The sequence below is a fragment of the Pseudomonas sp. LB3P14 genome (assembly GCF_054898045.1).
Map to the genome: position 1 here is coordinate 5633953 of NZ_CM142714.1, position 12952 is coordinate 5646904.

13 protein-coding genes are annotated in these 12952 nt (G+C 59.1%); 7 read left to right on the forward strand and 6 right to left on the reverse strand.

Features of this window, described 5'->3' with window-relative positions; all coding sequences use genetic code 11:
• Positions 1-230: 230 nt before the first annotated feature.
• The 4 genes from ACYZT5_RS25720 to ACYZT5_RS25735 are packed head-to-tail and all read right to left on the reverse strand — an operon-like array spanning position 231 to position 3080.
• Positions 231-968, reverse strand: coding sequence for an amino acid ABC transporter ATP-binding protein (locus tag ACYZT5_RS25720; RefSeq protein WP_095126980.1), 738 nt, complete (start codon positions 966-968; stop codon positions 231-233).
• Positions 955-1605, reverse strand: coding sequence for an amino acid ABC transporter permease (locus tag ACYZT5_RS25725; RefSeq protein WP_033060645.1), 651 nt, complete (start codon positions 1603-1605; stop codon positions 955-957). The genes ACYZT5_RS25720 and ACYZT5_RS25725 overlap by 14 nt, the downstream gene beginning before the upstream one ends.
• Positions 1602-2273, reverse strand: coding sequence for an amino acid ABC transporter permease (locus tag ACYZT5_RS25730; RefSeq protein WP_462047950.1), 672 nt, complete (start codon positions 2271-2273; stop codon positions 1602-1604). The genes ACYZT5_RS25725 and ACYZT5_RS25730 overlap by 4 nt, the downstream gene beginning before the upstream one ends.
• Before the next feature lie 21 nt (positions 2274-2294).
• Positions 2295-3080: a transporter substrate-binding domain-containing protein gene (locus ACYZT5_RS25735; RefSeq protein ID WP_462047951.1), complete on the reverse strand. Its 786-nt coding sequence runs from the start codon at positions 3078-3080 to the stop codon at positions 2295-2297.
• A gap of 256 nt (positions 3081-3336) precedes the next feature.
• Here ACYZT5_RS25735 and ACYZT5_RS25740 point away from each other — a divergent pair, with 256 nt between their 5' ends.
• The 6 genes from ACYZT5_RS25740 to ACYZT5_RS25765 all read left to right on the forward strand — a co-directional run bounded on the left by ACYZT5_RS25740 (position 3337) and on the right by ACYZT5_RS25765 (position 9517).
• On the forward strand, positions 3337-4041 hold the full coding sequence (locus ACYZT5_RS25740) for a FadR/GntR family transcriptional regulator (protein ID WP_462047952.1): 705 nt from the start codon (positions 3337-3339) through the stop codon (positions 4039-4041).
• Between the two features lie 123 nt (positions 4042-4164).
• The gene (trxA, locus tag ACYZT5_RS25745; RefSeq protein ID WP_008150340.1) at positions 4165-4494 is read left to right on the forward strand and encodes a thioredoxin TrxA; all 330 of its coding nucleotides are present in this window, start codon (positions 4165-4167) and stop codon (positions 4492-4494) included.
• A 248-nt stretch (positions 4495-4742) separates the two neighbouring features.
• Positions 4743-6002 (forward strand): transcription termination factor Rho, encoded by a 1260-nt coding sequence (gene rho / locus ACYZT5_RS25750; RefSeq protein WP_007942421.1) that lies wholly within the window; start codon positions 4743-4745, stop codon positions 6000-6002.
• A 140-nt stretch (positions 6003-6142) separates the two neighbouring features.
• Positions 6143-7609, forward strand: a complete 1467-nt coding sequence (gene ubiD / locus ACYZT5_RS25755) for a 4-hydroxy-3-polyprenylbenzoate decarboxylase (RefSeq protein ID WP_462047953.1) — start codon at positions 6143-6145, stop codon at positions 7607-7609.
• Positions 7609-8577, forward strand: a complete 969-nt coding sequence (locus ACYZT5_RS25760; protein WP_462047954.1) for a CDP-6-deoxy-delta-3,4-glucoseen reductase — start codon at positions 7609-7611, stop codon at positions 8575-8577. The genes ubiD and ACYZT5_RS25760 overlap by 1 nt, the downstream gene beginning before the upstream one ends.
• Positions 8578-8848: 271 nt before the next feature.
• Positions 8849-9517, forward strand: a complete 669-nt coding sequence (locus ACYZT5_RS25765; RefSeq protein WP_462047955.1) for a gamma-glutamylcyclotransferase — start codon at positions 8849-8851, stop codon at positions 9515-9517.
• Here ACYZT5_RS25765 and glpT read toward each other — a convergent pair.
• The gene (gene glpT / locus ACYZT5_RS25770; protein WP_462047956.1) at positions 9493-10842 is read right to left on the reverse strand and encodes a glycerol-3-phosphate transporter; all 1350 of its coding nucleotides are present in this window, start codon (positions 10840-10842) and stop codon (positions 9493-9495) included. The genes ACYZT5_RS25765 and glpT overlap by 25 nt on opposite strands.
• 326 nt (positions 10843-11168) lie before the next feature.
• On the opposite strand from glpT, the gene ACYZT5_RS25775 reads away from it, so the two are divergent.
• On the forward strand, positions 11169-11783 hold the full coding sequence (locus tag ACYZT5_RS25775; RefSeq protein WP_462047957.1) for an energy transducer TonB: 615 nt from the start codon (positions 11169-11171) through the stop codon (positions 11781-11783).
• 62 nt (positions 11784-11845) lie between these two features.
• Here the strand turns inward: ACYZT5_RS25775 and ACYZT5_RS25780 are convergent, their stop codons facing one another.
• Positions 11846-12823 (reverse strand): NADPH:quinone oxidoreductase family protein, encoded by a 978-nt coding sequence (locus tag ACYZT5_RS25780; RefSeq protein WP_192344986.1) that lies wholly within the window; start codon positions 12821-12823, stop codon positions 11846-11848.
• Positions 12824-12952 lie beyond the last annotated feature (129 nt).

Here is a 12952-nt window from a genome sequence, read left to right on the forward strand (position 1 = left end):
AGGGGGTCTCGGTCGATAACCTCGACATCGTGCCACGATCAAACGCTGCCGCCAACGCGCAGTGTTCAAAGCATTGATCCTTCGCAGGAAAGCCAGTGACCGCTGCGCGCCCAATCGCGGGCAAGCCCGCTCCCACAGGTTTTTGGGTCGAACACACAATCGTATTCCAGCGCAGATCCTGTGGGAGCGGGCTTGCCCGCGAAGGCGGAATCACTGGCACCGCAGATCTTTCAGCCCGCCGCTTCAACCGTCCCGATAAAATTCGCCAGCTCCGCCGTCTGCGGGTTGGCAAACAAAATCTTCGGATCCCCCACCTCATGCACCTTGCCCTGGTGCATAAACACCAACTTATCCCCAACCTCTCGGGCAAAGCGCATCTCATGGGTGACCATAATCAACGTCATCCCTTCCTTCGCCAGTTGCCGAACCACGCTCAGCACTTCGTTGACCAGTTCCGGATCCAGCGCCGAGGTAATCTCATCGCACAGCAAGACCTTCGGCGACATTGCCAGCGCCCGCGCAATCGCCACCCGCTGTTGCTGCCCGCCAGACAGCCGATCCGGGAAGGCATCGAATTTCTCCCCCAGCCCGACCCGCTCCAGCATTTCCCGCGCGAGTTCGGCGGCTTTGGCCTTCGGCACTTTCTGCACCACTTGCGGCGCGAGCATCACGTTCTCGCCGACGGTCAGGTGCGGGAACAGGTTGAACTGCTGGAACACCATCCCGACTTTCTGTCGCAAGCTGCGCAGATCGGCACGGGCGGCGTCGAGGTATTCGCCGTCGACTTCGATCACGCCGTCGTTGATCGATTCCAGGCCATTAAGGGTGCGCAACAACGTGGATTTGCCCGAGCCGCTGCGGCCGATGATCGCTACCACCTGGCCTTCCTCGACGCTCAGGTCGATGCCTTTGAGCACATGGTGGTCGCCGTAATATTTATGCAGGGCGGAAATTCTAAGCAGAGGCATGCAGTCTCCTTTCCAAGTAGCGCGCACTGAGGGACAAGGGGTAGCAGAGCAGGAAATAGCCGAGGGCCACGAGGCCGTAGACCATGAACGGTTCGAAGGTCGCGTTGGCGAGCATGCCGCCGGTCTTGGTCAGTTCGGTGAAGCCGATGATCGAGGTGACGGCGGTGCCTTTGACCACTTGCACCGAGAAGCCCACGGTCGGTGCCACGGCGATCCGCAGTGCTTGCGGCAGGATCACGTAGCGCAGCTGCTCCAGCGGGTTCAGCGCCAGGCTCGACGAGGCTTCCCACTGGCCGTTGGGGATCGACTCGACGCACCCGCGCCAGATCTCTGCCAGGTAGGCGCTGGTGAACAGCGTCAGGGCAATCGCCGCCGCCATCCACGGCGAAATTTCCACGCCGGCCAGCGCCACGCCGAAGAACACCAGAAACAACTGCATCAACAGCGGCGTGCCCTGGAACAGCTCGATGTAGGTGCGGGCGAAGCTGCGGGGCAGGGATTTTTTCGAGATCCGCATGACCATGATCAGCAAGCCGATCAGTCCACCCCCGATAAACGCCACCAGCGACAGCGCCAGGGTCCATTGCAGGCCGGTGAGCAGGTTGCGTACGACGTCCCAGAACGTGAAATCGCTCATTGGCTGCTCCTTGCTATGAATCGGCGGCCGATCCAGTTCAGCAACTGGCGAATCAGCAGCGCCATGCACAGGTAGAGCAGTGTGGTCAGCGCGTAGGTTTCAAAGGCGCGGAAGTTGCGCGACTGAATGAAGTTGGCGGCGAAGCTCAGCTCTTCGGTGGCGATCTGAGAGCAGACCGCCGAGCCGAGCATGACGATGATGATCTGGCTGCTCAGCGCCGGCCAAACCTTGCCCAGCGCCGGCAGCAGGATCACGTGGCGGAACGCTTCGAAACGAGTCATCGCCAACGCGGCGGCTGCTTCCAGCTGTCCTCGGGGAATCGCTTGAATGCCGGCGCGGATGATCTCGGTGGAATAGGCGCCGAGGTTGATCACCATCGCCAGCACCGCTGCCTGCCACTCGGAAATCTGCACGCCCAGTGACGGCAGGCCGAAGAAAATGAAAAACAACTGCACCAGAAACGGCGTGTTGCGGATCAACTCCACGTAAACCCCAAAAATGCCGGCGAACGGGCGGATGTTCCACGCCCGCACCAGCGCCCCGACGATGCCCAGACCCACCCCGAGCACTGCGCCGATGGCCGTCAGTTCAAGGGTGAACAGCGCACCGCGCAGCAGCAGCAGGTCGGTGTTGTTCACCACCGGTAGAAAGTCGAACTGATAAGCCATATTGAGTCTCCCGGCAGGCGATCAGAGATCGGCCGGCAACGGCTCTTTGAGCCAGGTCCGGGAGTTCTTCTCCAGCGCGCCGTCGGTCTTGGCGGTGGCGAGGATCTGGTTGACCTTGTCCAGCAGCGCCGGCTCGTTTTTGTTCACGCCGACGTAGACCGGCGAATCCTTGAGCTTCACTTTCAGCGCCGGAATGCGTTTCGGGTTGCGCTCGCTGATGGTCACCATCACCACGTTGCCGCTGGCGATCAGGTCGACCTGGCCTGCGAGGTAAGCGGCGATGGTCGAGTTGTTGTCTTCGAAGCGCTTGATGGTCACGCCTTCGGGCGCGACGTTGGTCAACTCGATGTCTTCGATGGCGCCGCGGGTGACGCTGATGGTTTTGCCCTTGAGGTCGTCCAGGCCTTTGATGTCGGCATCCGGCGGGCCGAACACGGCGAGGTAGAACGGCGCGTAGGCACGGGAGAAGTCGATGACCTTCTCGCGCTCGGGGTTCTTGCCGAGGCTGGAGATCACCAGGTCCACCTTGCCGGTGGTCAAGAACGGAATGCGGTTGGTGCTGTTGACCGGGGTCAGCTCGAGTTTGACCTTGAGTTGGTCGGCCAGCAGTTTTGCAGTATCGATGTCCAGGCCGCGCGGTTTCATGTCCGGGCCGACCGAGCCGAAGGGCGGAAAGTCTTGAGGCACGGCAACCTTGAGGACGCCGCGCTTGACCACATCCTCCAGACCGTCGGCATGGGCGGGCGCCTGGCTCAGCATCAGGCTGGCAAACAGGGCTGCGAGGAGGGTGCTGTAACGCTGGGTCATGGCAAATCTCCGAATCGGCGAGAAGTGATTTCTGCGGATCGACAGAGCACGGGCCATGCCAACATCGGGTTTTGGGCGCGCGAGGCCACGGTTTTGCTGGCCTTTCTCGGTCTTACTGGTCTGAACAGTCGGGCGACGTTTCGCACCCCGATAGCGCATCCATGAAAGTCCCCGAACCCCCATGGGGCACGACTTGCCGGGCGTCGCGAATAGCTTTACAACTAACCGCTCATTGGCCTGGTTAGCTTGGAAAACCATGAATTCGATCTCCCGCGCCGTACCTGAAGTGGCGCTGCAAGCCATCCGCAAACTGATCACCGAGCAAGGTTTCGGGCCGGGCGATGCCTTGCCCTCGCAACGGGACCTCGCGGTGCAATTGGGGGTCAGTCGGGCGTCGCTGCGCGAAGCGTTGTCGTCATTGAGCGCGCTGGGGGTGATCAGCATCCAGCCAGGCAAGGGCGTGTTCGTGCAGTCGCCGATTGATTTGACGGGAGGTGAGGCGGCGCTGAGTTGGCCATTCGCGGCCCAGGCCTCGCCGCTGGACATCTTCCAGTTGCGCTATGCCCTGGAAGGCTTTGCCGCCGGTTTGGCCGCGGTGACCCTGAGTACTCATGAGCTCGATGCTCTGGAAGATAACGTCGCCGCCATGCGCATCGAATTGAAGGCCGGCGACTTCGAGGCGGCGGCGCGACTGGATTTCGAGTTTCACCGACGCATCCTGCTGGCCAGCGGTAATCAGGCGATGCTGAGCATCCTTACGGCCAGCGCCGACATTTTTCTAGAGAGCCAAAAACTACCGTTCATCCGGCCCGAGCGGGCCATGGAAACCTGGCAGGAACACCGCAAAATCCTCCGCGCACTGGCCCGGCGGGCGTCCGGCGCGGCGCAGAAGGCCATGCACGAACATGTACGCAACGCCGCCCTGCGCACCGCAATTGCCTTCGTCGCTCCCGCCACCTGATGACTTGAGCTATACCCAAACTCATGCGGCACCATAGCGAGACTCAATCATCTGCACCTTCCTGAACGAGGGAAGGGCGGCTATGATGGGCCACATTTTTTTGCTTACAACCTGGAGACTTCCATGAGCAGCGATCTTATTAAACACGTCACCGACGCTAGCTTCGACGTCGACGTCCTCAAGGCCGAAGGCGCTGTACTGGTCGACTACTGGGCTGAATGGTGCGGCCCTTGCAAAATGATCGCTCCTGTTCTGGACGAAATTGCTGAAACCTACAAAGGCAAACTGACCGTTGCCAAACTGAACATCGACGAAAACCAGGAAACTCCGGCCAAGCATGGCGTGCGTGGTATCCCGACGCTGATGCTGTTCAAGAACGGCAACGTTGAAGCGACCAAGGTCGGCGCTCTGTCGAAGTCGCAACTGGCTGCTTTCCTCGACGCCAACATCTAAGCGTCGTTTAAAGCGTCATCAAAAAGGCCCCGCATATTGCGGGGCCTTTTCGTTATTGAGGGCTAGACGCTCCGAAACTCAGGTGGTACATTCGGCCCCGCACTGGTTTCTCCACTGCCCCCTACTAGCCGTCGCCGACGCACTCCTTTTCGAATAAGTACGCGATCATGTCGCCTTCTCTGCGGCGCGGCCTCATTAAGCCAAAAGCTTAATTTCCCCCCCTCCATAAATGATTACGTCATTCCTATATGAATCTGACTGAACTCAAGCAAAAGCCGATTACCGAACTGCTCGAATTGGCCGAACAGATGGGCATAGAAAATATGGCCCGTTCGCGCAAGCAGGACGTGATTTTCTCCCTGCTCAAAAAGCACGCTAAAAGCGGCGAGGAAATCTCCGGTGATGGCGTGCTGGAGATTCTCCAGGACGGCTTCGGCTTCCTCCGCTCCGCTGACGCTTCCTATCTCGCCGGTCCGGACGATATCTACGTCTCGCCGAGCCAGATCCGTCGCTTCAACTTGCGCACCGGTGACACCATCGTTGGCAAGATCCGTCCTCCAAAGGAAGGCGAGCGTTATTTCGCGCTGCTCAAGGTCGACACGATCAACTACGATCGTCCCGAGAACGCGAAAAACAAGATTCTCTTCGAGAACCTGACCCCGCTGTTCCCGACTGTGCGCATGAAGATGGAAGCCGGCAACGGTTCCACCGAAGACTTGACCGGTCGTGTCATCGACCTGTGCGCCCCGATCGGCAAAGGCCAGCGCGGTCTGATCGTTGCACCGCCGAAAGCCGGTAAAACGATCATGCTGCAGAACATCGCAGCCAACATCGCTCGTAACAATCCTGAAGTTCATCTGATCGTATTGCTGATCGACGAACGTCCGGAAGAAGTCACCGAAATGCAGCGCACCGTGCGCGGCGAAGTGGTTGCCTCGACGTTCGACGAGCCGCCAACCCGCCACGTGCAGGTTGCCGAAATGGTGATCGAGAAGGCCAAGCGCCTGGTCGAACACAAAAAGGACGTGGTGATTCTGCTCGACTCCATCACCCGTCTGGCTCGCGCCTACAACACCGTGATCCCGAGCTCCGGCAAAGTACTCACCGGTGGTGTCGATGCCCACGCCCTGGAGAAACCGAAACGTTTCTTCGGCGCCGCGCGAAACATCGAAGAAGGCGGTTCGCTGACCATCATCGCCACCGCGCTGGTTGAAACCGGCTCGAAGATGGACGAAGTGATCTACGAAGAATTCAAAGGTACGGGCAACATGGAGCTGCCTCTGGATCGCCGAATCGCTGAAAAACGCGTCTTCCCGGCCATCAACATCAACCGTTCCGGCACCCGCCGCGAAGAGTTGCTGACGGCCGACGACGAGTTGCAACGCATGTGGATCCTTCGCAAGCTGCTGCACCCGATGGACGAAATCGCTGCCATCGAGTTCCTGGTCGACAAGCTGAAAACGACCAAGACCAATGATGAGTTCTTCCTGTCGATGAAACGCAAGTAAGTCGATAGACCAGCAGAAGCCGGGGAAACCCGGCTTTTTGCTATCTGATTTTTGATGAACCGGCAGTTCGTGGTTCTGAATAGAGGGGTTCGGCGCTAAACTGCCACCCCCGAACGCCACGGCCAACACGAGGCTCACGCATGCAGTATCGCGACTTGCGCGACTTTATCAGCGGCCTGGAAAAGCGCGGCGAACTCAAGCGCATCCAGGTTCCGGTGTCCCCAGTGCTCGAAATGACCGAGGTCTGCGACCGCACCTTGCGTGCCAAAGGTCCGGCTCTGCTTTTCGAAAAGCCCACGGGTTATGACATCCCGGTGCTCGGCAACCTGTTCGGCACCCCTGAGCGCGTGGCGCTGGGCATGGGCGCAGAGGCGGTCAGCGAATTGCGCGAGATCGGCAAACTGCTGGCGTTCCTCAAGGAACCCGAGCCGCCGAAAGGCCTGAAAGATGCCTGGTCCAAGCTGCCGATCTTCCGCAAGATCATCGCCATGGCACCGAAGGTGGTCAAAGACGCGGTCTGCCAGGAAGTGGTCATCGAAGGCGACGACGTCGACCTCGCGATGCTGCCGGTGCAGACCTGCTGGCCGGGCGACGTCGGCCCGCTGATTACCTGGGGCCTGACCGTCACCAAAGGTCCGAACAAGGATCGCCAGAACCTCGGCATCTACCGTCAGCAAGTGATCGGCCGCAACAAGGTCATCATGCGCTGGCTGAGCCACCGTGGCGGCGCGCTGGATTACCGTGAGTGGTGCGAGAAGCATCCTGGCCAACCGTTCCCGGTGTCCGTGGCACTGGGCGCCGACCCTGCGACCATTCTTGGCGCTGTAACGCCGGTACCGGACAGCCTTTCCGAATATGCTTTCGCTGGCTTGTTGCGCGGCAACCGCACCGAACTGGTGAAATGCCGCGGTAACGACCTGCAAGTCCCGGCGACCGTCGAGATCATCCTTGAAGGCGTGATCCATCCGGGCGAAATGGCCGATGAAGGCCCGTATGGCGACCACACCGGCTACTACAACGAAGTCGACAGCTTTCCGGTGTTCACCGTCGAACGCATCACCCACCGGATCAAACCGATTTATCACAGTACCTACACCGGCCGTCCGCCGGATGAGCCGGCGATTCTCGGCGTGGCGCTGAACGAAGTGTTTGTGCCGATCCTGCAGAAGCAGTTCCCGGAGATCACCGACTTCTACCTGCCGCCCGAAGGCTGCTCGTACCGCATGGCCATCGTGACCATGAAGAAGTCGTATCCCGGCCATGCCAAGCGGGTAATGCTCGGTGTCTGGTCGTTTTTGCGACAGTTCATGTACACCAAGTTCGTTATCGTCACAGACGACGATATCAACGCACGCGACTGGAACGACGTGATCTGGGCCATCACCACGCGCATGGACCCCAAGCGCGACACGGTGATGATCGATAACACGCCGATCGACTACCTGGACTTCGCCTCGCCGGTCTCCGGCCTGGGTTCGAAGATGGGGCTCGATGCCACGCATAAATGGCCGGGCGAAACCACTCGCGAGTGGGGTCGGGTGATCGTCAAGGATGAAGCCGTGACCCAACGGATCGATGCCATCTGGAATCAGTTAGGAATAGATTGATGCGTGTAACCTTGCAGCCCTCCGGAGCAGTGCTACAGATTCTGCCCGGCGAGCGGATTCTCGATGGCGCGCGGCGTCTGGGCTACGAATGCCCGCAAAGCTGCCGAAACGGCAATTGTCACGTGTGTGGCGCGCTGCTGGTGGAAGGGCGGGTCGAACAGGAAGGCGGTGTGCGCGACCATGGCGAGTTCTACACTTGCATTGCAGAGCCGCTGGAAGACTGCATCGTGCTGTGGGATGGCGTGCTCGCGCTGGGAGAACTGCCGGTGCGCAGCTTGTCGTGTCAGGTCATTGAATGCAGGGATGTCGGCGGCGATACCTGGCGTGTGCGACTGCGAGCGCCGGCCGGCAAGCCGCCGCGCTATCACGCCGGTCAGTACTTGATGATCGAGCGCGAGAACGGCGAGAAATCCGCGTTCTCCCTGGCCTCGGCGCCACATGGCGGGCGCGATCTGGAAATCCATGTGCTGGCGCGCGAAAGCAGTGCGCTGAACCTGATCGAGCAACTTCAGCGCAACCCGATGGTGCGGCTCGAAATGCCCTTCGGCGACACTCATCTGGCGGAACTGCCGGACGGTCCGTTGGTGCTGATCGCCGCAGGCACCGGCATGGGCCAGATTCATAGCCTGATCGAACATTGCCGGGCGACGGGCTTCAAGCATCCGGTGCACCTGTATTGGGGCGTGCGTCGTCCCGAAGACTTTTATGACATTGAACATTGGGATGAATGGCTAAAGCTGCCCAATCTGTTCCTGCATAAAGTCGTCAGCGATCAGTGCGTCTGGCAGGGGCGGTGCGGCATGTTGCATGAAGCAGTGTGTGAGGACTTCCCTGATCTGAAATCCTTGCATGTCTATGCCAGCGGCTCGCCGGCGATGGTCTACGGTACGCTCGATGCCTTGGTCGAAGCCGGTATGGATGCTCATCAGATGCGCGCGGATGTATTTGCGTACGCTCCTCGATCTTGATCCTCGATCTTGATCCTCGATCTTGATCCTCGATCTTGATCCGCGATCTTGATCCGCGATCTTGATCCCGAGCTAATCGTTATAACTCCCTATATAGCCGATCGGTATTTATAAAATTATATAAATGCCGGTAGGTTATATCTCATTCAGGCAATTAGTTAAAAATTGTGCCATGGCACTTAAATTGCCTCGAAACATATGTGCCTTATTGTTACAGCGGTGCGTTCTATTAAGTAATTCTTTATTCGCGGGGAGCTGAACGCTATTCGCCATGAGCGCCATTGAATCTGCTTTTTTGAATCTGGCTTACCCTCCGCGGCTCGATCTGGGGCCGCAGCTCACGCACGAACAATTGCTCAGCTCGATGCAGTCGACCATGGCGCGCCACAAGGGCGGGCCGGTGTGGCTGTTCGCTTATGGCTCGCTGATCTGGCGGCCTGAATGCCCGGCGGTGGAACGTGTGCGGGGTCGGGTGCATGGCTACCATCGCGGTTTGTACCTGTGGTCCCACGAACATCGCGGCACGCCGGAAGTGCCTGGCCTGGTGTTTGGTCTGGATCGCGGCGGCTCTTGCAGCGGTTTCGCTTACCGCTTACCCGAAGCACAACTCGACGCTTCGCTCTACGCCTTGTGGCAGCGCGAAATGCCATTTCCATCCTATCGTCCACACTGGCTCAACTGCCGTCTTGAAGACGGCAGTCAGGTTCAGGCATTGGGATTTGTATTGGAGCGACACCTGCCCAGCTATGCCGGCAACTTGCCGGATCATGTGCTAAGCCACGTGTTCGAAAACGCCAGCGGGCGTTACGGCACTACTCGCGATTATGTCGAGCAGACCGCCCACGCCCTGCGTAGCCACGCCATGCCAGACCGGAATCTGGAGGCGCGGCTCAAGCGCTGCAAATCAAAGGCCGATCAGGCGATTGCTTCGCGACTCTGACTGGCGACTTGCTTGTGCCGCAGCGTCGGAGCCAGGAAGGCCATCGCCAGCAGGCATGCACCGATCAGCAGCACAAAACCACCATCCCAACCGAAATGGTCCACGGTGTAGCCCATCGCTGCACTGGCCGCGACCGAGCCACCCAGATAACCGAACAGACCCGTGAAGCCCGCCGCAGTACCGGCGGCTTTCTTCGGTGCCAATTCCAGCGCTTGCAGGCCGATCAGCATCACCGGGCCGTAAATCAGGAAGCCGATCGAGACCAGCGCGATCATGTCCACGGTCGGGTTGCCGGCCGGGTTGAGCCAGTACACCAGGGTCGCCACGGTCACCAATGCCATGAACACCATGCCGGTCAGGCCACGGTTGCCACGGAAGATCTTGTCCGACATCCAGCCACACAGCAGCGTGCCCGGAATACCTGCCCACTCGTAGAAGAAGTACGCCCACGAGGTCTTATCCACGTTGAAGCCTTTGGCTTCCTTCAGGTAAGTCGGTGCCCAGTCCAATACGCCGTAGCGCAGCAGGTAGACGAAGACGTTGGCCATGGCGATGTACCAGAGCATTTTGTTGCGCAGCACGTATTTGACGAAGATTTCCTTGGCGCTGAATTCTTCTTCGTGGCTGGCGTCGTAGCCTTCCGGGTAATCGTTCTTGTACTTCTCGATCGGCGGCAGGCCAACCGATTGCGGGGTGTCGCGCATGGTCATGAAGGCGAAAACCGCCACCGCCAGAGCCACCGCCGCCGGCACGTAGAACGCCGCGTGCCAGTCATTGAACAAGCCCATGCCGAGCAGGAACAGCGGGCCGATCAAGCCGCCGCCGACGTTGTGCGCCACGTTCCACACGGACACCACGCCACCGCGCTCCTTCTGCGACCACCAGTGCACCATGGTCCGGCCACTCGGTGGCCAGCCCATGCCCTGAGCCCAGCCATTGATGAAGAGCAGGATGAACATCATGGTGACGCTGGACGTCGCCCAAGGTGCGAAACCGAAAATGAACATCACCCCGGCCGATACCAGCAGGCCGAAGGGCAGGAAGTAACGCGGGTTGGAGCGGTCGGACACCAGGCCCATGAGGAACTTCGACAGTCCATAGGCAATCGCGATTGCCGACATCGCCAACCCCAGCTGACCACGGGTGTAACCCTCGTCGATCAAGTACGGCATGGCCAGGGAGAAGTTCTTGCGCAGCAAGTAATAACCCGCATAGCCAAAGAAAATCCCGGCGAAGATCTGCCAGCGAAGGCGTCGGTAGGTGCTGTCTATTTTTTCTTCAGGCAATGGAGCCTGATGCGCGGCAGGACGAAAAAAAGCAAACATTCAAGAGCTCCAGATTTCTTGTTTTGACTGCGGATGCGAATGTTACAGTTTCGTTACCGAAAATAGCACCGGTTCGCATCGGCCAAATAGCGGAAATGTTGGAGATTGCATGTTCTTTTATGAACATGTCGCTCAGGTATAAATGTAGGGCGTTGTGGGAAACGTTACTTGCAGGTCTTCATGCCGCATTTCGGTCCAGGGTAGGACGAGGCTTTGGGAAATGTCCTTCGTTTGAATGGGAAGTCGCGACGTTCTGTTCCAAGTCGCCGAGCTTTAACCTTTGTGCTGATGCCGGGTCTGGCCTATCAGTCGTGAAGGGGAGGGTTATGCGGTGGTTTGCGTGTGTGCTTTTGCTGGTTGTGTCGGTCGGTGTTCGGGCCGAGGACGTGTTGCTGATCCCGGAAAACAATCCCAAGCCGCTTTACCCCAGGGCGCTTTTCAGGGCTGGGATAACGGGTGAGGTTCGGGTCAGGTTCACTGCTAATGCCGACGGTTCGGTCAGTAAGGTGAGCATTCTGGAAAGCGACCATCCTGATCTGGCCGAAGCGACCAGGAAGGCGATAGCGCAATGGCGCTTTAAACCGTGGACGGCAGGAGGCGACAAACCCGCCGAACAGGAAGTGACTGCGCCGATGGTTTTTAGACTGGATCTGGACACGCCCATTCACACCAACCAGTGGCTAAAAGCGTTGAGGTGTCGCGATCTCAATGAGGCGTTGGTCGATTTTCCGGAGTACGCGTGGGTTGATTCAAAAGTGTTTGATTACACCCGTGCTTATCTGTCGAACGTGTTTCACGTGACTCAGTTGCCGAACGAGAGGCGTCTGGAATGGATCGCCAAACTCAATAAGCGTGTGCCAATCATTGTCAGGGAGTGCCGGAACAGCCCTGTTCGCAAATACATGAGTCTCCTGCCGGAGGAAATCCGCAAGTTGCTTTAGTCCCGGACAATAAAAAAGCAGTCTGAACATCTTCATTTGAAGTCCAGACCGCTTCATTCGGCTCAGCGAATCTGAACCACCACTTTCCCGACTGCTTTGCGCTGGCCCAGATCATTAATAGCCTGCGCCGCATTACTCAGCGGATACACCTGCGACACCAGCGGCTTCAACTTGCCCTCGGCAAACCAGCCAAACAATTGCTGGAAGTTCGCCGCGTTGTCCTGTGGCTGACGCTGGGCAAAGGAGCCCCAGAACACGCCGACCACTGCCGCACCTTTGAGCAGTGCCAGGTTCACTGGTAATTCCGGAATGCGACCGCTGGCAAAGCCAACCACCAGCAGGCGGCCGTTCCAGGCAATAGCGCGGATGGCCTGGTCGAACAGGTCGCCACCCACCGGGTCGTAGATCACGTCGGCGCCCTGGCCATCGGTCAGGCGTTTGATTTCGTCCTTGAGGCTGGTTTCGCTGTAGTTGATCAGCTCATCGGCGCCGGCAGCCTTGGCCACCGCGAGTTTTTCGGCGCTGCTGGCGGCGGCGATCACGCGGGCGCCCATGGCTTTGCCGATTTCCACCGCAGCCAGGCCGACGCCACCGGAAGCGCCGAGCACCAGCAGGGTTTCACCGGGTTGCAGATTGCCTCGTTGCTTGAGCGCGTGCATCGACGTGCCGTAGGTCATGCTGAAAGCGGCGGCGGTGTTGAAGTCCATTGATGGCGGGATTGGCAACACGTTGTAGCCTGGCACCGCGACCTGTTCGGCGAAACTGCCCCAGCCGGTCAGGGCCATGACCCGATCACCGACCTTGAGGTGACTGACCTTTTCACCCACCGCGCTGACCACGCCGGCGGCTTCGCCACCCGGGGAAAACGGGAAGGGCGGCTTGAACTGGTATTTGCCCTCGATGATCAGCGTGTCCGGGAAATTCACCCCGGCGGCGTGCACGTCCAGCAGGATTTCATTCTTCTTCGCAACAGGACTGGCGACGTCTTCCAGCACCAGCGATTCGGCAGGGCCGAAGGCTTTGCACAGCACGGCTTTCATCAGGGCTATTCCTTTGGGAGTGATGGCCGATAAGTGTAGGTGTGTGAGTCGATGGGTCAACGAGCATGCCCGGCCCTGATAGTCAGCCATAAGCTTGTGCTTGTGTGACGGGTCGTTATGCTAGGCCGC